Here is a 25,779-nt window from a genome sequence, read left to right on the forward strand (position 1 = left end):
GAATAATTATGGACATTATTACATTTCAAAGTGTTTGGACTGTTACTGTTTTTGCTTGCTTCATCGGCATCGTTTGGTGGGCATACGGCAAGAATCGTAAATCACGTTTCGACGAAGATGCGAACCTAGTGTTTGCAGACGACGAGCCGGCAACAAGTTCTAAAAATCAAGGAGTGACAAAGTAATGAGTACATTCTGGAGTATCTGGGTTAGTGCGATTACGATTGGTACCCTAATTGGTTGTGCTGTCTTGCTTCGTTGGTGTTTTAAAGATCGAACTGGCGTAGAAGAAGGTCATGATATGGGCCATGAATACGATGGTATTCGTGAGCTTAATAACCCACTACCAAAATGGTGGACATACCTTTTCATCAGTACGATTGTGTTTGCAGCGGTTTACCTTGCTCTTTACCCTGGCCTTGGCAATTTTAAAGGTCTACTAGGTTGGACAAGTTCAAACCAAGAAGTTCGTAGTATTGAAGAGTCTCGCTCTTCAATTGCTGCGGCTCAAGCGAACAAGCAGTTAGACGAGTACGCGAAAGAGCTTGATGACGCCAACACCTATTTTGGTGAAGCATTCAAAAAGCTAGCTCACGACGAAAATGGTTTACGTTCTGTTCCTGACATTGCATCAGATGCTGACGCAATTAAAGTGGGCCAACGTTTATTCTTGCAAAACTGTTCTCAGTGTCATGGCTCTGATGCTCGTGGTCAAAAAGGTTTTCCTAACCTAACTGATGACGCATGGCTATATGGTGGTGAACCACAAGCTATCGTGACAACAATCATGCATGGTCGTGTTGGCCAAATGCCTGGCTGGAAAGATGCACTTGGTGAGCAAGGCGTTAAAGAAGTGGTTAGCTACACGCTTAGCCTTTCTGGACGTAGTGTGAATGCTCGTGAAGCTGAAGCTGGTAAAGCACGCTTTGTTGTATGTGCTGCATGTCACGGTACAGATGGTAAGGGTAACCCCGCTGTAGGCGCACCTGACCTGACCGACCGCGATTGGTTGTTTGGCGACTCGCGCGCTGCTGTGACGGAAACAGTAATGTACGGACGCTCTGGCGTTATGCCTGCTTGGAAAGACATTCTAGGCGAGGATAAAGTACAACTGGTTTCATCATACGTGTGGAGCTTAAGCAACTCGGATAATAAGTAACATTTCAATAACAGCCTCTTTCTAAGAGGCTGTCTTTCCTTTATTTTATAACCTCTTCTTTTTATTCTTTTTTGAGATCTTTTTTATGGTAAAGCCTTGGTATAAACAGTTTTGGCCGTGGTTCTTAATCGCGTTGCCAGCGACAGTAGTTATTTGGACCATCATGACGGTTATTGTGTTCACACAGAACTCTGTAGACCTAGTGACTGAGGATTACTATAAAAAGGGAAAAGGCATTAATGTTGATATTTCAAAAGTAAATATTGCAAAGGAACTCGGCCTTTCAGCTTCAGTTAACGAGAAAGGTAACTCAGTTATCATTACTCTTGAGAAAGGTAAACTCGATCACTTCCCTGCGATCAACGCAATGTTTGTTCACAGAACACTGCCTGACCGCGATTTTACTCAACTACTGACAGCGGATGCGAAAGGCAACTACACCATGACTTTGGATCACGAAATGCAAGGACCATGGTTTATCGAGCTTTCTCCGCATGATTCTGAATGGTTAGTGCAAGGTCGCATGAACTTCCCTATTGATACTCCTACTCAACTAACGAACTAAAGCTTATGTGTGAATCCTGTTATCACTGCGGTGAAGATGTACCAGCGGAAACGGATTTTAAAGTAGAAATTTTAGGATCGGTTCGTCCGATGTGTTGTCCGGGTTGCGAAACCGTAGCCCAGACAATCATAGATAGCGGTTTGGTCTCTTATTACCAATACCGTACTGCTCCGGCTGAAAAAGCCGATCTGGTGCCAGAGCAACTTCTGGCTCTTAGCCATTATGACAATGAAGATGTTCAACTTGAGTTCGTCCGTAACTCCGACAATACCTCTGAGGTGACATTGTCACTAGATGGTGTCTCTTGTGCGGCTTGTGCTTGGCTTATTGAGAAGCAAGTTTCTTCAAAGCTTGGCGTTGTGAGTATTCGTGTTAATACTACGACCAACCGCGCTTTGCTTAGTTGGGACAACACTCAAGCTAAGCTGAGCGAGTTATTGTCCGCGATTCATAGGTTGGGCTACAAAGCTGCACCATTCGAGGCTGACCAACAAGAAGCCGCTTATCATCGTTCGATGAAAAACTATTTGTATCGCCTCGGTGTTGCTGGGCTAGCAACCATGCAGGTCATGATGCTGGCTGTGGCGCTTTATCTTGAAGTATTTGGTAACCTAGAGCCCGAATTCAAAAGCTACTTCCGTTGGGTGAGTTTAATCTTTGCAACACCGGTTCTGCTCTACTCTGCATTACCTTTCTATATTAACGCTTGGCGTAGTATCAAAGGCCGAACATTGGGTATGGATGTACCCGTGTCGATCGCTCTGTTGTTTGCCTACGTCGCAAGTTTGGTGGCGACGGTAACCGAAAAAGGCGAAGTGTTCTTTGAATCTATCTCGATGTTCACCTTCTTCTTGTTGCTTGGTCGTTTCCTTGAAATGCGCGCTCGTCGTAAAGCAGCCGCCGCGAGTGGTAACCTGCTTAAGCTGGTTCCAGCTATGGCGACAACATTAGACGGTGAACAAGTTCCAGTTAAAACATTGAAAGTCGGCGATCAGATTCGGGTTCTACCCGGTGAACATATCCCTGCGGATGGTAAAGTACTGTCTGGTAGAGTTCATATTGATGAATCGATGCTGACTGGCGAGTCTATCCATGTGGTTAAAAACGAAGGCGATACTGTCTTTGCAGGCACATTGAATGGTGATGAATCGTTTGAATTGGAAGTGTTGACCTCAAAAGCGGATTCAGTGATTTCCAATATCGTTCGTCTACAAGATGAAGCGCAGTTATCAAAACCTCGCATCGCTGAAATTGCTGATGTGGTGGCTCGATACTTTGTTGCGGTTATCTTGATCATTTCATTTGGCACTTGGTTCTACTGGCACCAAACACGTCCAGAAGATGCTTTCTGGATTATGCTCTCGGTACTTGTTGCGACATGTCCTTGTGCTCTATCGCTTGCAACACCGACAGCCATTACCTGCTCAACCTCTCGTATGGGTAATTTCGGTATCTTGCTGCGCAAAGGCCATGTGTTTGAAACTTTGTGCAAAGTGAATCATTTGATCATAGATAAAACAGGCACATTGACCGAGGGTGATATTCGTATCAGCCAAGTTGAAACCTTCGCAGAACTTGACAAAGACACCTGTCTGAAAGTAGCGGCGAGCCTAGAGCAACATGCTAACCACCCTATTGCGAAAGCGTTCAAGACTCATCTTTCTGATGATATCGAAGTAGAGTCTGTCAATAACGTAATTGGCTCAGGTATCACTGGAGAGTGGAATGGACAAGAAGTCGCTATCGGCAGTAGTGAATTCATTCTTGGTGATGCACAGACATCGGAAAGCAATGGTATTTACTTGTCGATGTCTGGTCGACATATCGCAACATTCACTTATGAAGATCCAATTCGTAAAGAAAGTATAGAGTTTATTAAAAAGTTTAAAGAAGCGGGAATCAAAACGACCTTGCTCACTGGCGATTCCTTGATTAACGCGAAACCTGTTGCTGAAGAGATCGGCATTACTGACATTGTTGCTAACGCGAAGCCGGAAGATAAACTCGCTTATCTAAACTCTAGAGACGCTAGTGATATCACCATGATGGTTGGTGACGGTATTAACGATGCGCCTATTCTTGCAGGTGCACACCTTTCGGTTGCTATGGGCGGCGGTACCGACGTGGCGAAAGCCTCTGCGGATATGGTGTTATTGGGTGACAAACTCGATAGATTACTTAAATCACGAACATTAGCGCTTAAAACACGTAAGATAATCCGTGAAAACTTAGCGTGGTCGTTGGGGTATAACTTACTTATTCTTCCATTGGCTGTTGCTGGTTTGGTTGCTCCATACATTGCCGTTGTTGGCATGTCTGCTAGCTCTATTATTGTTGTGTCTAACTCGTTAAGGCTTTTAAAAGAGCAAGGTAAATAATGGAAAGTTTATACATACTTATTCCAATTGCGATCGTACTAGTGTGCATCGCTGTCGGTATCTTTCTATGGGCCGTTAAGAGCGAACAGTTTGAAGACCTTGAGCGTCAAGGCCACAACATTCTGTTTGATGAAGACACTAATGCTCATAATCATTCTGATAGTAAACCTGTTAAGAACGAGAAAGCTAACGTAGAAAGCCAAACTAACTTAGACAAAAAGAACGATGACGCCTGATTGGATCGGAGCCTTTGTTGTTGGGTTGATCGGCGCAGGTCACTGCATGGGAATGTGTGGTGGCATTGCGTCGCTTCTTTCAATTGGCAACAGTAAACCTTCCCCTATCATTCCCCTGCTTTATAACCTAGGACGCTTGCTAAGCTATGCCGTGATTGGTGGTGTGATTGGTGGTGCAATTTCTTCTATAGGTCAGCTAAGCGATTTTAACGCTCTGCTAGGTTGGCTGCGATTATTTGCTGCTGGCTTTATGATCGTCTTAGGTTTGTATATCGGTAAATGGTGGTTCGGCTTGTTGTTCTTTGAAAAAGTCGGACAGAAGTTATGGCGCTATATATCTCCTGTCGGTAAATCATTTCTTCCATTGAAGCATCCTAGTCACGCTCTACCATTTGGTTTCATTTGGGGGTGGTTACCATGTGGCCTTGTTTATTCTATGCTTACATGGGCGGCCGTATCAGGAAGTTGGTATAACGGAGCGGGTATCATGCTTGCTTTCGGTTTAGGGACCCTTCCTGCGATGCTCACGGTTGGAATGGGTGCAAATTTCCTCAAAAAACTGCAACAAGCTGACTTATTTCGTCAGTTTGGTGCAATTTTAATCCTCATTTACGGTTTCTATACCGGTTATATGGCGCTACAGCTTATCATTTATACCGTATAGCGGTGTCTTTAATCAGGTTTTTTTACTACCCTTTAGGATTAAGGAATGCTAAAATATTGACGTATATCAAATAGTGAAAGATTGTTATGATTTCTGAAAAGCCTGTGACGAAACGTGTTCAGTCTGGTGGCTGTGCGATCCATTGCCAGGATTGTAGTATTAGCCAGCTCTGTATTCCGTTTACTTTGAATGAATCTGAACTCGATCAACTTGATCAGATCATTGAGAGAAAAAAGCCTATTCAAAAAGGCCAAGAGTTATTTAAAGCCGGTGACGAGCTTAAATCTCTATACGCTATTCGCTCTGGAACGATCAAGAGCTACACGATTACCGAGCAAGGTGATGAGCAGATTACTGCATTCCATCTAGCGGGCGATCTTGTTGGCTTCGATGCGATTACTGGTGACATGCACCCTAGTTTCGCACAAGCGTTAGAAACTTCTATGGTATGTGAAATTCCATACGAAATTCTAGACGACCTATCAGGAAAAATGCCTAAATTGCGTCAGCAAATTATGCGCCTGATGAGTAATGAGATTAAAGGTGACCAAGAAATGATTCTGCTTCTTTCTAAGAAGAACGCGGAAGAGCGTCTTGCTGCATTCCTTTACAACCTTTCTACTCGTTTCTCTCAACGTGGCTTCAGCCCACGTGAGTTTCGCCTAACGATGACTCGTGGCGATATTGGTAACTACCTTGGTTTGACTGTTGAAACAATTAGCCGTCTTTTAGGTCGCTTCCAAAAAGCAGACATCTTGAGCGTTAAAGGCAAATATATCACTATCGAAGATCACGATGCGTTGATGGAACTTGCTGGCGTTTCAAAAGAATAGTCTAGATATCAATGATGTAGTTCAATAATGAGCTACATCATGTTTCTCTCTTAAAACCTCTTATATTTCTCTTATTCTCTCCATAACTACGCTACATTATTTATATGTTCGGTCTGAAAAGTAGGCTTAGTTATGAGTATCTATAACAAAATTTTAGTTGTCGCAGACATTAATCACGATGAGCAACCAGCTCTAGTTCGTGCTATCCAACTTGCCAAGAAAAGTACATCAACAAGCTACATCACTTTCTTTTTATCGATCTACGATTTCTCGTATGACATGACATCAATGCTCTCTGTCGATGAAAGAGACGCAATGCGTAAAGGCGTAATTCATCAACGTGAAATTTGGATGAATAAAGTGGCGGTTCCTTACCTTGATGATTCCATTGAATTTAACGTGCAAGTGGTTTGGCATAACCGCCCGTATGAAGCGATCATTGCAGAGGTTTACAGTGGCGAGCATGACATCCTAATCAAAGGTACGCGTAAGCACGATACCTTAGAGTCCGTCATCTTTACTCCAACTGACTGGCATTTATTGAGAAAGTGCCCTAGTCCTGTGCTATTGGTTAAAAATGATTTCTGGCCAGAACATGCGAAAATTTATGCATCAGTTCATGTCGGCTCTGAAACAGAAACTCACTTAGAGCTCAATGATACGATGGTCGATAGATTACTTGAGATCACCGGTCGTTTGGATGCTGACCCGTTCTTGGTGAATGCCTACCCAGTGACACCTGCGAATATCACAATCGAACTGCCAGAGTTTGACCCAACCTCTTATACTGACGCGGTTCGTGGTCATCACTTAACAGCGATGAAAGCGTTGCGCCAGAAACACGGTATGAGTGAAGAGCAAACTGTTGTTGAGCAAGGCTTGCCAGAAGATGTTATTCCTCGTGTCGCATCTGAAAACAACGCTGCTATGGTGATTCTTGGTACAACTGGCCGTACTGGCTTGTCTGCCGTGTTTATTGGTAATACTGCGGAACATGTAATCGACAAGATTAACTGTGACGTACTTGCTCTTAAACCGTCGGGTTACGTAAGTCCACTTGATCCCAATTTGTCTATAGGTTAATACCCTATAGCTGATTTAAAATCATAAAAAAACGCCTCAAGCACTGCTTGAGGCGTTTTTATTTATCTAGAGTTTCCGCCAATCCAAATACAGAATCGCGAATATCTTGTTATACGTTAGTCACGTCGATGAACATTGATTCATCAATATTTGAAGAGGAAACTTCAGCTTCTTCGAATTCGTAGGCCTTGCGATCTTCACTACGGTCTAGTGGAAGGTTTACGAAATCAAACAGCTCTCGGTCAGCCAGTTGGCTTGGACTTACGTTCTGAATTGACTTGAAGATCTTCTCAACACGACCTGGCGTTTTCTTATCCCAATCAATCAACATCGCTTTAATGTTCTGACGCTGTAGGTTCTCTTGAGAGCCACACAGGTTACATGGAATGATTGGGAACTCTAGGTGCTCTGCGTATTGAATTAAGTCTGTTTCACGACAATAAGTCAGTGGGCGAATAACAACGTTACGGCCATCATCAGAGCGTAGTTTTGGTGGCATTGCCTTCAAGCGTGCACCGTGGAACATGTTCAGGAACATCGTCTCAACAATATCATCCAGGTGGTGACCAAGAGCAATTTTAGTCGCCCCAATTTTCTCTGCAAACGAGTACAAAGTACCACGACGAAGACGAGAACATAGACCACAAGTTGTTTTACCCTCTGGCACTTTCTCTTTTACTACTGAGTACGTATCTTTATCTACGATGTAGTAAGGAATGTTCAGGGTTTCAAAGTATTCAGGAAGAATGTGCTCAGGAAAGCCAGGTTGTTTTTGGTCTAGGTTTACGGCAACAACATCGAATTTGATTGGTGCAGCTTCACGTAAACGTAGCAAAATATCTAGCATCGCAAATGAATCTTTACCGCCACTAATGCATGCCATTACTACGTCATTCTCTTCGATCATGTTGTAGTCAACGATGGCATTTCCAACATTTCGTCTCAGACGTTTCTGAAGCTTGTTGAATTCAAGTGTTTCTTTTTTATTTTCGTTTTGGTTCATTGCGACTCTCACACCGTCGTATTACCGACTGTAGATTGCTAGTGGGACTGTTTTAGGGCGTGGATTATACGGATTTTTATTTGATGTTGAAATAGTAACTGCAGGATTAACAAGCTGAGTATTAGTAAGATTCCTCTTCTTTTGAGCTTTAAGCTATCTAAACGGTTAGATAAACGCGTCTTAACAAATTCGAGGTTTGTATAGCAGACAAAGAAAAGCAGCCTTCTCTAAAAGATCAGGCTGCTTAAGAACTACTGCCTCAAAGCGTAGGAAATGCTTCTAGTTAGACTTATTGCGCGGGAATGTACGGTAATACACGAACCGTTGGCTCTGGTAAAGTGATGCTGTCACTTCCAGTCAGCTCTTCTAAGGTGAATTTAGCACGTCCCTCTTTAATTGGGATTTGTTTACCGTTAGATAGAGCAATGTTGCCTTCAAGCTTGTCATTGAACTCCAACGTTAACCCTTGGATATCAGGTGTGAACCAGCTAGAGAACATGCCGCTGACGTCTTCTAGCATTGCCTGCATCTGTGGTAACAGGCTCTCTAGTTGTGCAACTTCAACAGTTCCAGCTAAAGGTTCCTGTGTCATGACAACGAGCGAATATGCACACTCTTGTTCTTGGGTTTGTACAAAGATAAGAGGGTTTGCTGAGCGCAGGTTTTGATCTACAGGTAGAAGCAGCTCATTCGCAGCAGACACTTTTAGCTCTTCATAGTGTTCTTCTTTCTCCATCCAAGCTTTGCTGATGTGGCAGGTTTTCTGTGCTTGTTGGTCAACAAAGAACACCGCAACTTTGATATCATCGTGCCCTTCTTTGGTGTTGTTTTTCAGCTGAGTATAGAGTTTAGAATACGTGAACATATATTCTTGCGCCGAAGCTGGAAGAGAAACCCCAAAACTTAAAGTGGCTAATAAAGCGAGTGCTGTCTTTTTCATTACTATAATCTTGTTGAAGTTGAGCGTTTATAAATAGAAAGAGCAGCCAATGAGCTGCTCTTTTGCGATATTGCTTGGTGTCAAACGGACTAAAGAAGTCAATCAAACGGATATCCAAATGAGTTACTTTTCCCAGTATACCTTGTTGTGACGGATCATAGCTTGTAAATCAGTCACATAGTCTGAACCTCGCTCAGAATATTTTAACAAGCCATTGGTCAATTCGGTCGCCGTTTCTTTGGTTAACAGATCATTACCACTTGCTGCCAGTTGCGCACGAATGGCTCTTAAATCTGCATAGGCACGGTTGCGATTAAGGTTCATGAAGTAACGGTGTACGGATTCTTGGCTTGAAGAAAATGTTGCTACTTCATGCGAGCTGCCTTCATTACGTTGTAGCGGAACAAGGCCACAACCTTTGGTGTAACACCAATGTCCGAAATAGTTGTTTGCTTTGGTGGCGAAACGTGATGTCCCCCACGCTGATTCATTAGCAGCCTGTGTCAGTACCAGCGCCTCTGGCAGTACGTTGACACGGTTAAGCATTTCCGCCAACCATGTCTGTTCTATACCAGTGCTAGGTACCGGTAAGCGGTACAACTTCCCTAACCTTTTCGCATAAGAAATGTCTTCAGAATCAATACGACTTAAACCAGATTCAGAGAGCTTAGTTAAAAACGCACGTTCTTTGGTGATACGTTTGTTTTCAATCTTGATGCTTGGGCGTAGGAACGAGAAAAACGCGTCTTTTTTCTCGTTTACATCCTCAATAGCCGCAAAATTTGGTGCGCTTGAAGCAACAGTTAAGTCATCAAATTGGTCTGCTGAATTAGAGCTCTGTTCTGTCGTACGTCGGCGTTCTTCTTCTTGGTAAAGATATGGGCCAATCAGTGAGATAGAACCCACGATTGCTAGTGTTGTTACTTTGAGCGCAAGAGATTTACTCGCGCTGCTTTTGTCGTTATTACGCATCGAAGACCTGCGGGTTTTTGTTTTTGTTACCATGGCTACTGTTGTTGCCGTTATTGTTACCGCCATCGCTGTCGTCATCGTCATCGCTCATTGGGCGGTCTGATGCAACTATCTTCAGCTTGATGCCAAACATCTCACGGTAAACGATACCTTTCACGTGGAAGAAGAATGGAAGAACGAAGATCAAGCCAATGCCGTACATCATCGCAGCAACGATGAACATCAGCATAACCATTAGATATATAGACGCGACTACGAAGATCTTCTTATTTACTGCTCTTAGAGAAAGTAATAGCGATTGCATCGGTGGAACTTTTTTATCACAAATCAGCAGAATTGAGTTGCTGAACGCAAGTGAGAAGTAGATAGACAGAAATGGCAGAATCATACCAGCGATGCCTTGAAGCATTAGGCTGAACAAAGTCACTAGAATAACGGGGATCGTAAACTGTAAACCTTTGCCTATGTGGCGCACTTTAGTTTGAAGACCTGCAGCGTGGCTCATTGCCATTAAACAGATCCCGGCATAGATAGGTGCACTGACGACTTCATAGCTAAAATTAGCAATGAAAATCGATTCAACGATCTGTGGTGTAAAGGCCTCAGGGTCGATTACCGCATCTAAGATAACCGCAGGGTCACCAAGTTGCAGTTTTAGTGCGATATAAAAGATAGCCAATTGTACGAACATCAGCGCAACAATCGCGGGGGAAAACGAAAGAAAGTGACTTATCGTATGTTTCCAAGCTTCTTGGAATACAGCCGTTGCTTTGAGCTCATAGTCGCCGGAAAGTGCACGGTCGATACTACCGCCCAAATTAAAATCTTTTTCGATGTCGTTGTTCATATTGATACCTAGGTGCGCCAACTAAACGAAGGCACCTAACTTATTGATAAAAAATTACCTTCATTATACCCATATGTCGGATGCAAACTAAAATATGAATCTGTAACAAGGCTTGCTTTTACGTCTTAATGGTTAATAATTAGACACTTGTTAGGGTGTGAACCCAACAAATAACAGTATGGTAAAGGATGTTTACTTTTACCTGCGAATTTTTTTGTCTTCGAAAGATAAAAAATGCTTTGAATTCACGTTTTTGGTGATTATGATGCGCGCCTTAGAGGTGTATAGCAACAGGTCTCAAATAGAACCAAGGTGGAGAAAAACAGACGTTGAACGCTAAAAAATCAGTAGGGAAGCCAGTCGTACAGCTAACTGGCATCAGTAAAAGTTTCGATGGTAAGGAAGTCATCGGCAATCTGGATTTAAACGTAAATCATGGTGAGTTTCTCACGATTTTAGGCCCATCAGGTTGTGGTAAAACAACCGTGCTAAGAATGATTGCGGGTTTTGAAACGGCGGATAGTGGTGAAATACTATTAGCTGGACAGAACGTAACCCAAGTTCCTGCTGAACAAAGGTATGTAAACACTGTTTTCCAAAGCTATGCCCTATTCCCGCATATGACCGTTTTCGATAATGTGGCATTTGGCTTACGCATGCAGAAAGTTCCAAGCAGCGAGATTGAACCTCGTGTAATGGATGCTTTGAAAATGGTGCGCTTAGAACAAATGGCACAACGAAAGCCACACCAGCTATCTGGCGGCCAACAGCAACGTATCGCAATCGCTCGAGCTGTCGTTAATAAGCCTAAAGTTCTCTTGTTGGATGAATCTCTATCTGCTCTGGATTACAAACTACGTAAACAGATGCAAATCGAGCTGAAACAACTGCAACGCCAACTTGGTATCACGTTCATTTTTGTAACGCATGACCAAGAAGAAGCGCTGTCTATGTCTGACCGCATCATTGTTATGCGTGATGGCGTGATTGAACAAGACGGAACACCAAGAGAGATCTACGAAGAGCCTAAAAACCTATTCGTAGCGCGTTTCATTGGTGAAATTAACGTATTCGAAGCGACAGCTAAATCTCGTCAAGATGAAAAGCGCATTGTTGCGACAATCGAAGGTGAAGAGTCCATTATCTATCACGATGAAGACGTAACACCGGGTCAAAAACTGCAAGTATTGCTTCGCCCTGAAGATCTTCGCATCGAAGAAATCAAAGAGTCTGAGCAACGCGGTATTGTTGGCCACATTGTCGAGCGAACCTATAAAGGCATGACATTAGATTCAGTCGTAGAACTTGAATCGGGTATGCGTGTCATGGTTAGCGAATTCTTCAACGAAGATGACCCTGACGTTGATCACTCACTGGGCCAAAAAGTCGCAGTAACTTGGGTTGAGAGCTGGGAAGTGGTATTAGAAGATGAGCAAGAAGTTTAATTTACAGAACGCAATTGTTGCTTTAATCACAGGTTGGTTAGTGCTGTTCGTGATGATTCCAAACATCATGATCATCGGTACTAGCTTCTTAACTCGTGATGAAGCTAACTTGATTGAGATGACCTTTACTCTCGATAACTATGTGCGTTTGGCTGATCCGCTGTATTTTAAGGTGCTGATGCACTCTTTCTATATGGCAATCGTTGCCACCCTGCTTTGTTTAATCATTGGTTACCCGTTCGCCTATATCGTGGCAAAAATGCCTGCGAAGTGGCGTCCAATCATGTTGTTCCTCGTGATTGTACCATTTTGGACTAACTCACTGATTCGTACTTACGGACTAAAAGTGGTTTTGGGTACTCAAGGGGTACTGAACAAAGGTTTGTTAGCGTTAGATATTATCGATAAGCCGCTACGCATCATGTACTCAGAAACCGCAGTAATGATTGGTTTGGTGTATATCCTACTTCCATTCATGATTTTGCCGCTGTATTCAGCGATTGAAAAACTGGACGATACATACCTAGAAGCGGCTAAAGATTTAGGTGCGAACAAACTGCAAACGCTATTGAAAGTCGTGTTACCACTGACTATGCCAGGTATTGTCGGCGGTTGTTTATTAGTGTTATTACCCGCATTAGGTATGTTCTACATCTCTGACCTATTAGGTGGAGCAAAGAATCTGCTGATTGGTAACGTGATTAAGAGCCAAGTACTCAATGCTCGAGACTGGCCGTTTGGCGCTGCGACGAGTATTGCACTGACTGTAGCAATGGCTGTGATGCTGTATGCCTACTACCGAGCAGGTAAGCTATTGAACAAGAAAGTGGAGCTAGACTAATGGGGCGCACAGTTAAGTTCAGCTTTATGGCGCTGGTATACGCTTTTTTATACCTACCGATTATTGTATTGATTGCTAACTCATTTAATGCCAACAAGTTCGGTATGAAATGGGGTGGTTTCACCACTAAATGGTATGACGCGCTTATTAACAATGACAGCCTAATGCAGGCTGCGTGGCATTCGATCAACGTAGCGGTGTTCTCAGCAACAGCCGCAACCATTGTCGGGAGCCTCACAGCAGTAGCCCTATTCCGTTATCAATTTAAAGGTAAAGGCATCGTAAATGGCATGCTGTTCATCGTAATGATGTCACCAGATATCGTAATGGCGATTTCGCTTCTTGCACTATTTTTGGTAATGGGTGTTCAACTGGGGTTCTTTACCCTACTTGCTGCTCACATTACCTTCTGTCTACCGTTCGTTGTGGTAACGGTTTACAGTCGCTTGAATGGCTTTGATGTGAAGATGCTAGAAGCAGCAAAAGACTTAGGTGCAAGTGAGTGGACGATTCTAAAGCAGATCATTCTACCTCTTGCTAAGCCAGCGGTTGCTGCGGGTTGGTTATTGAGCTTCACTCTGTCTTTGGACGATGTGATCATCAGCTCTTTCGTAACCGGCCCAACGTATGAAATCTTACCACTGAAGATTTACTCAATGGTTAAAGTGGGTATCTCTCCGGAGGTAAACGCCCTAGCAACAGTGATGTTAGTGGTGTCGTTAATACTGGTGATCATTTCTCAGTTATTAGCGAGAGAAAAAATCAAGTAAGTCTCCTACTCTATACAGAGACAGGCTTGATAAGAAGTTAACAAACTTCAAGTTAAAAAAGTGTTAATCATAAACAGAATGGTAAATTACCATTCTGTTTTTCTATCTACTGCCTTCGGGCAACGTTTAGTTTGGAGCTAACGTCAATGAAAAAATGGGCTACTCTATTAGCTGGTAGTGCATGTGCGCTTTCAATGTTATCTGCACCATCATTTGCAAAAGATAACAAAGAATTGGTATTCATGAACTGGGGACCTTACATCAACAGTGAGATTCTAGAACAGTTCACTGATGAAACTGGAATCAAGGTTATCTACTCAACTTACGAGTCGAACGAAACCTTGTACGCAAAGCTAAAAACACACAACAAAGGTTACGACCTAGTTGTGCCGTCGACTTACTTCGTTTCTAAGATGCGTGACGAAGGTATGCTACAAAAGATCGACAAAACTAAGCTGAACAACTTCAAGAACCTAGATACTAACTACCTAGATAAGCCGTACGACCCAAGCAACGACTACTCTATTCCACACGTAGTTGCTATCACAGGTCTTGCTGTTAACACTGACATGTACGATCCGGAAGATTTCCAAAGCTGGGCTGATCTATGGAAGCCAGAGCTTGAAGGTCAACTGATGATGATGGACGACACGCGTGAAGTGTTCCATATCGCACTACGTAAGTTAGGTTACTCTGGTAACACAACAAACGAAAAAGAGATCGACGAAGCTTATGCTGAGCTACAAAAGTTAATGCCGAACGTTCTAGTATTTAACTCAGACAACCCAGGCGCGCCATATATGTCTGGTGAAGTGGGTCTTGGTATGCTGTGGAACGGTTCAGCTGCTGCAGCGCAAAACGAAGGTCTACCAATCAAACTGGTTTTCCCAAAAGAAGGCGGTATCGGTTGGGTTGATAACTTTGCAATTAGCTCTGGTGCGGTAAACGTAGAAGCGGCTCATAAGATGATCGACTTCCTACTTCGCCCAGAAATCGCAGAGCAAATCTCTCGTGACACAGGCTACCTAACGGCAGTTAAAGCGTCTAACGAGAAGTTCAAAGACAGCCCAGCGCTGTTCCCGTCACAAGAAGACCTTGATCGTGTGGAATGGCAAGCTGCGGTTGGCGATAAGACAGTGAAGTACGAAGATTACTTCATGAAGCTTAAAGCCGGTCAGTAAGCGAGTTTGTTATCTAATTACTCCGGTCAACATAGGCTTGTTAAGTAACTGGTTTACTTAACAAGCCTAGTTAGGTAATCAACAAGTTAAAAATAAGAATATCAATCAATAGGCAGCTTTGGCTGCCTATTTTGTTATATCACTGCTATAATTTAGCGCGATTTTTAGAAATCCATTTACTTTGGGTTCAATACCCAGCTCCAAATCAAACAAATGAACGGAACAGTAATGAAAAAAACACTGTATACCGGCGCATTGTGTGCTGCTACTTTACTTTCTACATCCTCTTTCGCAGCTGACCAAGAACTGTATTTTTACAACTGGTCTGAATATATTCCAAATGAAGTACTAGAAGACTTCACCGAAGAAACTGGTATTAAAGTCTATTACTCAACTTATGAGTCTAACGAAAGCATGTACGCTAAGTTAAAAACTCAAGGTACGGGTTACGACTTGGTAGTTCCTTCTACTTACTTCGTTTCTAAGATGCGTAAAGAAGGCATGCTTCAAGAGCTTGATAAAACTAAGCTAAGCCACTTTGCAGATTTGGACCCAAATTACTTAGATAAGCCATTTGACCCAAACAACAACTACTCGATCCCATACATCTGGGGCGCAACGGGTATTGGTATCAACTCAGATATGCTAGACAAGTCTTCAGTTAAAAACTGGGGCGATCTGTGGGATACACAGTGGGAAGGTCAACTGATGATGATGGATGACTCTCGTGAGGTTTTCCATATCGCACTGTCTAAACTGGGTTACTCTCCAAACACGACTAACCCTGAAGAAATCAAAGAAGCATACGAAGAACTTCGTAAGCTGATGCCAAACGTATTGGTATTTAACTCCGATTTTCCAGCAAACCCTTACCTAGCGGGTGAAGTGTCTCTTGGTATGCTTTGGAATGGCTCTGCTTACATGGCACGCCAAGAAGGCGCAACGATTGACATTATCTGGCCAGAGAAAGGCGCTATCTTCTGGATGGACAGCCTAGCGATTCCAGCAGGTGCTAAGAACACTGAAGCGGCACATAAGATGATCGACTTCCTTCTTCGTCCAGAGAACGCTGCGAAAATTGCTCTAGAGATCGGTTACCCAACACCAGTTAAAACTGCTTACCCCCTTCTTCCGAAAGAATTTTCTGAAGATAAGAATGTTTTCCCGCCACAATCAGTGATGGATAATGGTGTTTGGCAAGACGAAGTTGGTGAAGCGAGCGTTATTTATGACGAGTACTTCCAAAAACTTAAAGTAGACAACTAATTCGTTAGCAAAAGTTTAATTGTTGCTAATAAGTTAAATAAAGCGGCGTAAGCCGCTTTATTTTTATCCAGGAATTATATAGGATTGAGCAAACAATACGAAGTGCGATTACATATGCAAGCAAACCCTATCCTGTTAGTTGTGACTTTTATGCTTTTAGCGTCACTTTTGATGCTTGGCCTGAGTTCATTTCTTCATATTGAATCAAATTATGATTTGTTTTTCGAAACAAATACCCTTGTGATCACTGTATACATCTATTACGTTGCTCGTCATTCAATTCGTCCTCACAAAGCCTTGCGTTACGGCGCTCTATTGCTCATTTTTAATCTGTTTTATGATGTCTCAACCGAGCTTAAGCATCTTGATGAATGGGCAGACGAAAATGAATTGATAGACACCTTCTTAGAAGACGGACTATTGCAAATAGCATTTTTATTGATCGCTTTCGGTATTACTGAATTAACCAGCAAAATAAAAGATCAAGGGAAACAGGATGAGCTTACAGGCTTGTACAACCGCAAGAAGTTTGACGCAATCAAGCTTGAAGAGTTCGAGCTTATTTACTTCGATTTGGATGGGTTAAAAGCGGCAAATGACCGTAAAGGCCACAAAGTTGGGGATCTAATGATTGTTCGCTTCTCTCAGGCTTTGAGCCAATCTGCGTTGGAAGATGAAATGGTGTTTAGAGTTGGTGGTGATGAGTTTGTAGTAACGGCTCAGCTCGGTCGTGGTGGCGAGTTTGTCAGCCAAGTAACTAACTTACTGCATGGAGAGAACATCAGTTTTTCTTACGGTATCGAAGTAACCAGTCGAGATAATTTTAAACAGGCACTTATCGAATCAGATAAGGCGATGTACGAAATGAAAAAAGCTCAACGGCCCGTTCAAAATTCTGGATGTATGTCTTGCCCTAATTTAGAGAAAAAAAGGCAAACATACGACTAGAGTATTTCCCAAGTAAATGTCCGTTTGCCATTGATAATTGATAAAATATCTAAGATTTAAACCTTAAAACGGTTCAATAAGCTACATTAATGTAAAAGGTATTAGGCCGTTAGAGCTCCCTTCTCTGAACTCAATAGCTCAGCGACTAGTCTAGGTACCTCGATACTCGCCTTGCCGTAACGCTTCTCTTCAAACTCACTTTCAACCGCACTGGGTTCGAGGTTTATCTCGATCGTATGTGCACCATGCATTTTCGCATCATGCACAAAACCTGCAGCAGGATAAACAACTCCTGAAGTTCCGATTGAAATAAACAAATCTGCTTCTTCCAAAGCTGAATAGATGTCACCCATTCTTAGCGGCATTTCGCCAAACCAAACAATATGAGGACGCATTTGCGCTGGAATTTGGCAGCAGTGGCAAAGCTCGCCTGTTTCGATATCACTTTTATGGTCTATAACTTGATTTGATTCGCTACAACGTGCCTTAAGAAGCTCACCGTGCATGTGGATAATGTTGTTGCTACCGCCTCTCTCGTGCAGGTTGTCGATGTTCTGAGTGATGATTGTTACTTTGCCATCAAGTTTAACTTCAAGCTCACCTAAGGCCTTATGGGCTAGATTTGGCAGGATACTTTCACTTTGCAAACCATGGCGACGTTTATTGTAGAACTCTTGTACTAAGTCAGGGTCTTTTTCGAACCCTTCTGGTGTCGCGACATCTTCGATTTTATGGTTTTCCCATAATCCGTCTTGTGCTCGGAATGTTTGTATCCCCGACTCCGCTGAGATACCTGCGCCAGTAAGAATTACGATATTTCGATATGGGAAATGCATATAACGTCCTTTTCAATATGTCACTTGGTAACAGCTTAGCACTGTTCAAATTCCAACAATAGTTTTAGGGATTAGACCATAGTCTTAGCCAACTGAATTCATTGGCTATTTGTGACATAACTCGCTTGATAGTTGTTGCCGCTGCTACTCAAACTCTCTGTTTTGCTTTTCATAGAAATAAAAAAGCGACCGAAGCCGCTTAGTTTTGTTTAACTGATGTCTACTTGATGTAGCTTTAACCGATCAAAGTGAACGACTTTAGTCTTCGTTGATAGACGAGATCTTATGGATTGAAAGATCCGCGCCGTTAAATTCGTCTTCTTCACTTAAACGAAGACCAGTTACTTTGCTCAACACACCGTAGACAATCAATGCACCGATTAAAGCTACCGTAATGCCCGTTAGCGTACCAATCACCTGAGCGGTAAAGCTCACGCCCCCTAGCCCCCAGAATGCTTGTTGGCCGAAGACACCTGCAGCAATGCCGCCCCATGCACCACATACACCGTGCAGAGGCCACACACCTAGTACATCATCTATCTGTGTTTTGTTCTGCATGTAAGTGAACAAGTAAACGAACAATGCGCCAGCAACGCCGCCAGTCACCAAAGCGCCTAATGGGTGCATTAAATCTGAACCTGCACAAATCGCTACGAGACCAGCCAAAGGACCATTGTGGATGAAGCCTGGGTCATTTTTACCTGCGACTAAAGCCGCTAGAATGCCGCCGACCATCGCCATCAGTGAGTTCATGGCTACTAGGCCGCTGATGCCATTGATAGCTTGAGCTGACATCACGTTGAAGCCAAACCAACCTACACATAAGATCCAAGACCCTAGTGCTAAGAATGGGATGTTTGATGGTGCGAAGTTAGTGTGTTTGCCGGCGCGGACACGGCCTTTACGCATGCCTAGGAAGTAAACTGCAACCAATGCAATCCAACCGCCAACGCCGTGGACGACAACAGAGCCTGCGAAGTCATGGAATCCGTAACCAAACTGGCCTTCTAGCCACGCTTGGAAGCCAAAGTTACCATTCCAAATGATGCCTTCAAAAAATGGATAGATGAAACCAACGGTAAACAGTGTCGCGATGAGTATTGGATAGAAACGTGCACGCTCTGCAATACCACCAGAAACAATCGCAGGGATTGCTGCGGCAAAGGTCATTAGGAAGAAAAACTTAACCAGCTCGTATCCATTACCTTGCGATAAGGTTTCTGCATCTGCAAAGAAGTGCGCGCCATAAGCGACCCAGTAACCGATAAAGAAGTAAGCAATGGCGGAGACACCAAAGTCTGAGAGGATCTTAACCAGCGCGTTAACTTGGTTCTTCTTTCTAACTGTACCGACTTCCAAAAATGCAAAACCAGCATGCATTAAGAAGACCATGATCGCGCCTAATAATAAAAACAGAGTATCCGAACTCTGCGTCAAGCTCTGTACTGCGCTATGAACTTGGTTAACCGTTTGACTCATTAAAGCTCTCTCCCTTAGCTTTGTCTCAATTGCACTAGAACCGTGCGAATTGATGTCGTAATTAATTAAAGACTCAACAGTAAACGCAAGATGCGTTCCAACTCGGTTATTTAAAAAATGTGCAACAAGGCTTGCCTTTAAGTTGTTGATTTTTTGTGGTTAATTTCTGAAGTGCACTTTATTGGTTCTCAGAGAGAGGAAATACTCGATAACTGATTGCACCAATTGAGGGAGTTGCACCATATTGATGCGGTCAATATAGGGCATTAGATCAGTTACCTAGGGACCAAACGACAAAAAGCCCAGTGAAATGAATCACTGGGCTTTTAATGTCTTTCGCTGATTAGAGTTAACTAATCGATAAAGGCGTTATTATCGAGTTTGGTAACCCAAACGGCTTACATTTAAACGCTTAAAGGTTTGGACCTGTTGTCGGATTTTGCGGTAAATTTTGACTTAAACGTTGCATGCCTTGATACATACGAATAAACCACACCACAATCGCCACACCACCAAATAACATGCCCACATATGGAATGTAGTAAGCGATGTCATCGATAATATGGTTTTGATACCAGTAATCGTTCACACCAATTAATACGCCATTTGAGGTCGCTACCGTGACGATGAGCACCACAAAGAACGTCAGGTTCAAGAAGAACGAGCGAATCAAGCCATAGTAATGGGTATCCACTACTTCGCCGTCTTCGCCTTTGTCTAAACGATAGCCCGCGTAGATAATGGCAACCACACCAGAGAGAAGACAAGTAAATGGCGTAAAGCAGCTTAGTATGTAAGCGACCCAAATACCTTTATGAGGTTTGTTCATTCTTATTCACCCCTTCCGCTTTCTCTGTTGCTGCGTTAGCGCTTTGGTCAACGCCGTTTTTCTCTTGTTCCATCACTTCTTTGTACCAAAGGTCATGGTGCTCTTTAGCCCAGGTTTCATCAACTTCGCCTGTTACCATACCTTCTAGTGCGCCTTCCATACCGAACAAGCCAATATAGATGTGGAACACAAAACCACAGATAAGGATCAGAGCAGCAAGCATGTGAACTAAATTCGAAAGCTCCATATCACGTCGTGTTTGGCCAAAGATTGGGAAATCTAACACCAAGCCGCTGATCGCAGCGACACTGCCCATAACGATAAGCAGCCAAAATAGCGCTTTTTCACCTGCGTTCGAAAACTCTGCAGATGGATGAGAACCTTTGTGCTTCCCTACCATGCCGCCCAGTTTGATGAACCACTGGATATCGACCATTTTAAAGATCGACTTGCGCCACCACTTGATAAGAACAGCCATCAACAGCACATAGAAAATCGGGCCGATGTAGTTGTGGTATTGCTTCGCCAATAGAACGATAAAGCCCCAAAGGTCACTTGGAATGTACGGTTTCAAAAAGTGCTTGCCGTAAACCAACATCAAACCACTGAACGCGAGCGTTAAAAAAGTAAACGCCATGCTCCAGTGCAGCGCACGATCCAGTCGGGACCAACGTTTGATCTTACGGCCAGTTCTCGGTGCACTCAGCATTAACGGGCCAATCACAACGTACATTAGAGTAACGAAAGCAATACTGCCAAAGATAGCAACTGCGCCGGCTGGCGACATCCACTTCTCTTTCAATATGTACCACGTTTGCCCAGGCGTACTGATCAACACACCGTGCTCAGCAGATTGAGAAGTGGTATAACCTTCCTCACCGTTTCTCACTTGTCGCCAAAAATCAGCGCCAGCAAGTTGTGTGATTTCTCGTTCAGCAGAGCTTGAGTGAGTTTGTGATGAGTTCGTCTCAGATGCATGACTCAAAGGAGACAGCATTGTTAGTGCTGCCAACATCGGCAGCACAACAAGGAAGAGACGCTTAAACATTGTAAGCATATGTCTCTCCTACCTAGCTCTTCATCGCATCGTAAGAAAGGTCGTTGCCGTCTGTCCAACCAGCCCCTTTCGCACCGCGTTCTACAACACGCTGACGGAAGATGTCAGAGACTTGTTCAGCATCACCTGCAAGCAGCGCTTTTGTTGAACAAAGCGAAGCACACATTGGTAGCTTGCCTTCAGCAATACGGTTCGCACCGTACTTTTGACGCTCTTCCACAGAACCAGGCTCTGTTTCAGGGCCGCCAGCACAGAAGGTACATTTGTCCATTTTACCACGCTCACCAAAGGCTTCCTGTTTAGGGAATTGAGGTGCGCCAAACGGACAAGCAAACAAGCAGTAACCACAACCGATACATAGATCTTTATTGTGAAGTACGATGCCGTCTTCTGTATGTTCAAAACAGTCTGCTGGGCAAACTGCCATACAAGGGGCATCAGTACAGTGCATACATGCGACTGAGATAGAGTTTTCACCCGGCTCACCGTCGTTCAGTGTCACAACGCGGCGACGTTGAATACCCCATTCCAGAGCATCATCATTTTCGTTCTTACATGCAGTGACACAACCGTTACATTCGATACAACGCTTGGTGTCACAAAGAAATTTCATTCTAGCCATTTTAAGACTCCTTACGCTTTACGAATATTACAAAGGGTTACTTTCGTTTCCTGCATCAACGTGACAGGGTCGTAACCGTATGTGGTTGCTGTATTGGCAGCTTCGCCAATAACGTAAGGGTCAGAACCTTCTGGGTATTTAGAACGTAAGTCTTTACCTTCAAACTTACCACCGAAGTGGAACGGCAAGAACGCTAAACCCGGTTTAACACGACGAGTAACCATCGCTTTCACCTTGATGCGGCCTTTCTCAGCACCTTCAACCCAAACATCATCACCATCTTTAAAGCCAATGTCGTTTGCGTCTTTCGGGTTCACTTCAACAAACATCTCTTGTTGTAGTTCCGCTAGCCAAGGGTTAGAACGGGTTTCTTCACCACCACCTTCGTACTCAACTAAGCGGCCTGAAGTAAGAACGATCGGATATTCACTAGACTTGTCTTGCTCTTGAATCGACTTGTACAACGTAGGAACACGGAAGATCGCTTCCTTGTCATCCCATGTTGGGTAGTCCGCGACAAGATCACGACGTGGCGTGTAAAGTGGTTCACGGTGCAGTGGTACGCGGTCTGGGAATGTCCAAACAATTGCACGCGCTTTCGCGTTACCAAAAGGAATACAACCATGCTTGATAGCCACGCGTTGAATACCGCCAGAAACGTCGGTCTTCCAGTTTTTACCTTCAGCAGAGGCTTTCTCTTCAGCTGTTAGATCGTCCCACCAACCAAGTTGTTTCAGCAATTTGTCACTGAATTCTGGGTAACCGTCTTTGATTTCGCTGCCTTTCGAGTAGCTGTCTTCAGCCAGTAGGCTTTGACCTTCAAACTCAACACCGAAACGAGTACGGAAGTTACCGCCACCCTCAGCAACAGGTTTAGACGTATCGTAAAGGATATGCGTACCTGGGTGTTTCATCTCTGGAGTACCCCAACATGGCCATGGTAGACCGTAAGTCTCGCCATGTGCTGGACCGCCTTCGGCTTCTAGAGACGTTTTGTGGAACGTGTGCCAGTTTTGTTGGTGCTCTTTCAAGCGCTCAGGGCTTTGGCCAGTGTAACCGATCGTCCACATACCTTTGTTGAATTCACGTGTGATGTCTTCAATAAGCGGCTGGTTATTCTCAACACGGATGTTTTTGAATAGCTGATCAGAGAAACCAAGTTTCTTAGTAAGAAGGTACATGATTTCGTGGTCAGGCTTAGACTCGAACAGAGGCTCAACTACTTTGTCACGCCACTGTAGAGAACGGTTTGACGCCGTTACACTGCCGTAGGTTTCAAATTGAGTGGTTGCTGGAAGCAAGTAAACGCCGTCGGTACGATCGTTCATTACCGCGGCAACTGTTGGGTATGGGTCAACGATAACCATCATATCCAGCTTCTGCATCGCTTTCTTCATCTCTGGACCACGAGTCTGAGAGTTCACTGCGTGACCCCAGTAGAACATGGCACGGATGTTTTCGCGTTGACGGATCTTGTCTTTGTCTTCAAGCACGCCATCAACCCAACGAGAGACAGGAATACCTGCACTGTTCATTGGTTTTTGACCGCCGTATGCGTTGTCGTCGAAGCGTCCTTTCACCCAGTCAAAGTCGATGTCCCAAACTTTAGACCAATGGCGCCAAGAACCTTCAGACAGGCCGTAGTAACCCGGTAATGTATCTGACAATACGCCAAGGTCAGTGGCACCTTGTACGTTATCGTGACCACGGAAAATGTTTGCACCGCCACCTGATTTACCGATGTTACCGAGCGCAAGTTCAAGTACACAGTAAGCACGAGTGTTGTTGTTACCGGTAGTATGTTGAGTACCACCCATACACCAAACAATACAACCCGGACGGTTTTCAGAAAGCAGTTTTGCTGTGTGGTAAACGTCTTCTTCGCTAACGCCAGTTACACGCTCAACTTCTGCAGGGCTCCACTTCGCGACTTCTTCACGGATCTCGTCCATGCCGAATACACGTTGACGGATAAATTCTTTGTCTTCCCATTTGTTAGCGAAGACATGCCATAACACACCCCAGATAAACGCAACGTCTGAACCCGGGCGAAGAGAAACATAGTGATCAGATTTCGCAGCAGTACGCGTACGACGAGGATCAGCAACAACGATCTTACAGTTGTTCTTCTCTTTCGCGATCAAAATGTGCTGCATCGCTACCGGGTGAGCTTCTGCAGGGTTTGAACCAATGAACAGCATCGACTTACAGTTGTGCATGTCATTAAACGAGTTTGTCATTGCACCGTAACCCCAAGTGTTTGCAACACCGGCTACTGTGGTTGAGTGACAAATACGCGCTTGGTGGTCAACGTTATTGGTGCCCCAAAGCGACGCCATCTTACGGAATGCGTAAGCTTGCTCGTTACTGTGTTTTGCACTACCTAAGAAGTAAACCGAATCAGGGCCAGACTCTTTACGAAGTTCTAGCGCTTTATTACCGATCTCTTCAATCGCTTGTTCCCAAGAAAGCTTCTTCCACTTACCGCCTTCCAATTTCATTGGGTACTTAAGGCGACGTTCACCGTGGCCGTGCTCACGCAGAGCTGCGCCTTTCGCACAGTGTCCACCAGCGTTGAATGGGTGATCGAATGCAGGCTCTTGACCCGTCCAAACACCGTTTTGAACTTCAGCGTAAATACCACAACCCACAGAACAGTGAGAACAGATAGTGCGTTTCACTTCTGTTTTCGCTTCTGGATCGACTGATTTAGCTTGTGCTTTCTTCATCATGCCCGGAGCGAATAGACTTGCGCCTACAACCGCGCCACCAGCAGCAAGTGAAGTGTTTTTCATGAAGGCGCGACGAGACACACCTAGTTGATTGGTTTCTTTGCTCACACTATCGGAGCGTTTGACAAGTTTCATCCGTTATCTCCTAAAGTGTGTCGTAGTAATCGCGAATATGTTGCGTTTCACGATAGCCCGTCTTCTTCACGTCTTTTTCAGGCATTTCAACCGTTTCTGAAGCAGTTGCCACTTTGGTTGTACCAGCGACAACGGCACCAGCGACGGCTGCAGTCGTTAAACCTTTGAGTAAGTCTCTACGGCTTGTGTTTATCTCTTTATTATCTTTCATCATTGCTTCCTTACCTTACGGTAGATCTTTTTGGAGGCTTAATGCCCCTCTATCGATATAATCGCGTACTGCTCGATTACTCGTAATCAGTGACGTTTTTCACATCAATCTTTAATTTGTGTTTACTGCTTTTTGTATTCACGCTGAAACGAACTTGCTCCAACGTTAAGAATGCTTCACACAGCTGAGCTGCTGATTTGTAGAAGTTCGCACTTTCTGCACTTTCAAGCTGACGCGTAAAAGAGTTAAACCAAGGGCCAAGATGCTTATTGAAAACGGCTTGTTGAAGCGCTTCTTCTTCACCGGTTAGCATGGCCATTACTTCACACAATGCCGCAATATGATCTTCTGGCTCTTTCACTTGATCATCACGTTCAATGCCTAAAAGCTCTAAATCATGACGAATCTCTGCTAATGGTTTTTCCATCATGGCGCCAGTTCTATGCCAAGAACCAAATGGAACAATCTCTCCACGGCCAATGCCAATGAACAGATCTTGATATTCGTCTTCTAACGCTTCGCGATTTGATTCCGTTGCCGCTTGTTGAATGGCAATCCAAGCTTTTTGCATTGCACTCTCAGACGCTTCAATGTCTAACGTCTTTAGGAAATCAATGACCTCTTCAGAAGGTGCGCTACGGAACAATGCCGAAAGAACCAAATAGATTTCAGTTCTTAGTGTCTGTTCTTGCTTTAATTCTTTTGCGAGCTCAGACTCTTGTGCCTGATCCAAATTAGTTTCCAATG

At 43.9% G+C, this 25,779-nt stretch carries 26 protein-coding genes; 14 read left to right on the plus strand and 12 right to left on the minus strand.

The features are described 5' to 3' along the window. The first annotated feature begins 8 nt into the window (after positions 1–8). The 8 genes from Q5H80_RS06725 to uspE all read left to right on the plus strand — a co-directional run bounded on the left by Q5H80_RS06725 (position 9) and on the right by uspE (position 6,918). Entirely contained in the window at positions 9–185 is a 177-nt protein-coding gene (locus tag Q5H80_RS06725) for a CcoQ/FixQ family Cbb3-type cytochrome c oxidase assembly chaperone (RefSeq protein WP_009846708.1), read from the plus strand. Then, positions 185–1,159 carry a cytochrome-c oxidase, cbb3-type subunit III gene (gene ccoP / locus Q5H80_RS06730; protein WP_086049451.1) on the plus strand — a complete coding sequence of 325 codons (975 nt, stop codon included), beginning with the start codon at positions 185–187 and terminating at the stop codon, positions 1,157–1,159. The genes Q5H80_RS06725 and ccoP overlap by 1 nt, the downstream gene beginning before the upstream one ends. 85 nt (positions 1,160–1,244) lie before the next feature. After that, positions 1,245–1,724, plus strand: coding sequence for a FixH family protein (locus Q5H80_RS06735; protein WP_009846710.1), 480 nt, complete (start codon positions 1,245–1,247; stop codon positions 1,722–1,724). A gap of 5 nt (positions 1,725–1,729) precedes the next feature. Beyond that, complete coding sequence (locus tag Q5H80_RS06740) at positions 1,730–4,102, plus strand: heavy metal translocating P-type ATPase metal-binding domain-containing protein (protein ID WP_304569326.1); 2,373 nt, start codon at positions 1,730–1,732, stop codon at positions 4,100–4,102. Next, positions 4,102–4,338 (plus strand): cbb3-type cytochrome oxidase assembly protein CcoS, encoded by a 237-nt coding sequence (ccoS, locus tag Q5H80_RS06745; RefSeq protein ID WP_304569327.1) that lies wholly within the window; start codon positions 4,102–4,104, stop codon positions 4,336–4,338. Before Q5H80_RS06740 ends, ccoS begins: the two co-directional genes overlap by 1 nt. Further along, positions 4,328–5,002 carry a sulfite exporter TauE/SafE family protein gene (locus tag Q5H80_RS06750; RefSeq protein ID WP_304569328.1) on the plus strand — a complete coding sequence of 225 codons (675 nt, stop codon included), beginning with the start codon at positions 4,328–4,330 and terminating at the stop codon, positions 5,000–5,002. The genes ccoS and Q5H80_RS06750 overlap by 11 nt, the downstream gene beginning before the upstream one ends. 86 nt (positions 5,003–5,088) lie before the next feature. Next, a complete protein-coding gene (locus Q5H80_RS06755; protein ID WP_009846714.1) occupies positions 5,089–5,835 on the plus strand; it encodes an FNR family transcription factor in 747 nt (248 codons plus the stop codon). Between the two features lie 132 nt (positions 5,836–5,967). Continuing rightward, complete coding sequence (gene uspE / locus Q5H80_RS06760) at positions 5,968–6,918, plus strand: universal stress protein UspE (protein ID WP_304569329.1); 951 nt, start codon at positions 5,968–5,970, stop codon at positions 6,916–6,918. Between the two features lie 109 nt (positions 6,919–7,027). Here uspE and ttcA read toward each other — a convergent pair whose 3' ends face one another. The 4 genes from ttcA to Q5H80_RS06780 all read right to left on the minus strand — a co-directional run bounded on the left by ttcA (position 7,028) and on the right by Q5H80_RS06780 (position 10,680). Next, positions 7,028–7,921, minus strand: a complete 894-nt coding sequence (ttcA, locus tag Q5H80_RS06765) for a tRNA 2-thiocytidine(32) synthetase TtcA (RefSeq protein ID WP_304569330.1) — start codon at positions 7,919–7,921, stop codon at positions 7,028–7,030. 289 nt (positions 7,922–8,210) lie between these two features. Then, the gene (locus tag Q5H80_RS06770; protein ID WP_304569331.1) at positions 8,211–8,861 is read right to left on the minus strand and encodes a DUF2987 domain-containing protein; all 651 of its coding nucleotides are present in this window, start codon (positions 8,859–8,861) and stop codon (positions 8,211–8,213) included. Between the two features lie 123 nt (positions 8,862–8,984). After that, a complete protein-coding gene (locus Q5H80_RS06775; protein WP_304569332.1) occupies positions 8,985–9,833 on the minus strand; it encodes a glucosaminidase domain-containing protein in 849 nt (282 codons plus the stop codon). Continuing rightward, positions 9,826–10,680 carry a hypothetical protein gene (locus Q5H80_RS06780; protein WP_304569333.1) on the minus strand — a complete coding sequence of 285 codons (855 nt, stop codon included), beginning with the start codon at positions 10,678–10,680 and terminating at the stop codon, positions 9,826–9,828. Before Q5H80_RS06780 ends, Q5H80_RS06775 begins: the two co-directional genes overlap by 8 nt. 329 nt (positions 10,681–11,009) lie before the next feature. On the opposite strand from Q5H80_RS06780, the gene potA reads away from it, so the two are divergent. The 6 genes from potA to Q5H80_RS06810 all read left to right on the plus strand — a co-directional run bounded on the left by potA (position 11,010) and on the right by Q5H80_RS06810 (position 17,131). Further along, complete coding sequence (gene potA / locus Q5H80_RS06785; protein ID WP_304569334.1) at positions 11,010–12,125, plus strand: spermidine/putrescine ABC transporter ATP-binding protein PotA; 1,116 nt, start codon at positions 11,010–11,012, stop codon at positions 12,123–12,125. Then, positions 12,109–12,966: a spermidine/putrescine ABC transporter permease PotB gene (gene potB, locus Q5H80_RS06790; RefSeq protein ID WP_012603924.1), complete on the plus strand. Its 858-nt coding sequence runs from the start codon at positions 12,109–12,111 to the stop codon at positions 12,964–12,966. The genes potA and potB overlap by 17 nt, the downstream gene beginning before the upstream one ends. Next, on the plus strand, positions 12,966–13,736 hold the full coding sequence (potC, locus tag Q5H80_RS06795) for a spermidine/putrescine ABC transporter permease PotC (protein WP_004733706.1): 771 nt from the start codon (positions 12,966–12,968) through the stop codon (positions 13,734–13,736). The genes potB and potC overlap by 1 nt, the downstream gene beginning before the upstream one ends. A gap of 146 nt (positions 13,737–13,882) precedes the next feature. Then, positions 13,883–14,917 (plus strand): extracellular solute-binding protein, encoded by a 1,035-nt coding sequence (locus Q5H80_RS06800; protein ID WP_017059628.1) that lies wholly within the window; start codon positions 13,883–13,885, stop codon positions 14,915–14,917. A gap of 228 nt (positions 14,918–15,145) precedes the next feature. Beyond that, entirely contained in the window at positions 15,146–16,183 is a 1,038-nt protein-coding gene (locus Q5H80_RS06805) for an extracellular solute-binding protein (RefSeq protein WP_304569336.1), read from the plus strand. Positions 16,184–16,285: 102 nt separating this feature from the next. Further along, complete coding sequence (locus tag Q5H80_RS06810) at positions 16,286–17,131, plus strand: GGDEF domain-containing protein (protein WP_304569389.1); 846 nt, start codon at positions 16,286–16,288, stop codon at positions 17,129–17,131. 101 nt (positions 17,132–17,232) lie between these two features. Here the strand turns inward: Q5H80_RS06810 and cobB are convergent, their stop codons facing one another. The 8 genes from cobB to Q5H80_RS06850 all read right to left on the minus strand — a co-directional run bounded on the left by cobB (position 17,233) and on the right by Q5H80_RS06850 (position 25,777). Beyond that, complete coding sequence (cobB, locus tag Q5H80_RS06815) at positions 17,233–17,967, minus strand: Sir2 family NAD+-dependent deacetylase (protein ID WP_304569337.1); 735 nt, start codon at positions 17,965–17,967, stop codon at positions 17,233–17,235. A 258-nt stretch (positions 17,968–18,225) separates the two neighbouring features. Then, complete coding sequence (locus Q5H80_RS06820) at positions 18,226–19,446, minus strand: ammonium transporter (RefSeq protein ID WP_304569338.1); 1,221 nt, start codon at positions 19,444–19,446, stop codon at positions 18,226–18,228. Between the two features lie 412 nt (positions 19,447–19,858). Next, the gene (locus Q5H80_RS06825; RefSeq protein ID WP_017059624.1) at positions 19,859–20,275 is read right to left on the minus strand and encodes a hypothetical protein; all 417 of its coding nucleotides are present in this window, start codon (positions 20,273–20,275) and stop codon (positions 19,859–19,861) included. Next, positions 20,259–21,332 carry a formate dehydrogenase subunit gamma gene (locus Q5H80_RS06830; protein WP_304569339.1) on the minus strand — a complete coding sequence of 358 codons (1,074 nt, stop codon included), beginning with the start codon at positions 21,330–21,332 and terminating at the stop codon, positions 20,259–20,261. Before Q5H80_RS06830 ends, Q5H80_RS06825 begins: the two co-directional genes overlap by 17 nt. Positions 21,333–21,345: 13 nt before the next feature. Next, positions 21,346–21,954 (minus strand): formate dehydrogenase FDH3 subunit beta, encoded by a 609-nt coding sequence (gene fdh3B / locus Q5H80_RS06835; protein WP_010440854.1) that lies wholly within the window; start codon positions 21,952–21,954, stop codon positions 21,346–21,348. A gap of 11 nt (positions 21,955–21,965) precedes the next feature. Further along, positions 21,966–24,821: a formate dehydrogenase subunit alpha gene (locus tag Q5H80_RS06840; protein WP_304569340.1), complete on the minus strand. Its 2,856-nt coding sequence runs from the start codon at positions 24,819–24,821 to the stop codon at positions 21,966–21,968. A gap of 10 nt (positions 24,822–24,831) precedes the next feature. Continuing rightward, positions 24,832–25,032, minus strand: a complete 201-nt coding sequence (locus tag Q5H80_RS06845; protein WP_198299325.1) for a twin-arginine translocation signal domain-containing protein — start codon at positions 25,030–25,032, stop codon at positions 24,832–24,834. 76 nt (positions 25,033–25,108) lie between these two features. After that, positions 25,109–25,777 carry a molecular chaperone gene (locus Q5H80_RS06850; RefSeq protein WP_369809711.1) on the minus strand — a complete coding sequence of 223 codons (669 nt, stop codon included), beginning with the start codon at positions 25,775–25,777 and terminating at the stop codon, positions 25,109–25,111. Between the last annotated feature and the right edge of the window lie 2 nt (positions 25,778–25,779).

It is taken from the genome of Vibrio sp. SNU_ST1 (assembly GCF_030563405.1).
Taxonomy (GTDB): domain Bacteria; phylum Pseudomonadota; class Gammaproteobacteria; order Enterobacterales; family Vibrionaceae; genus Vibrio.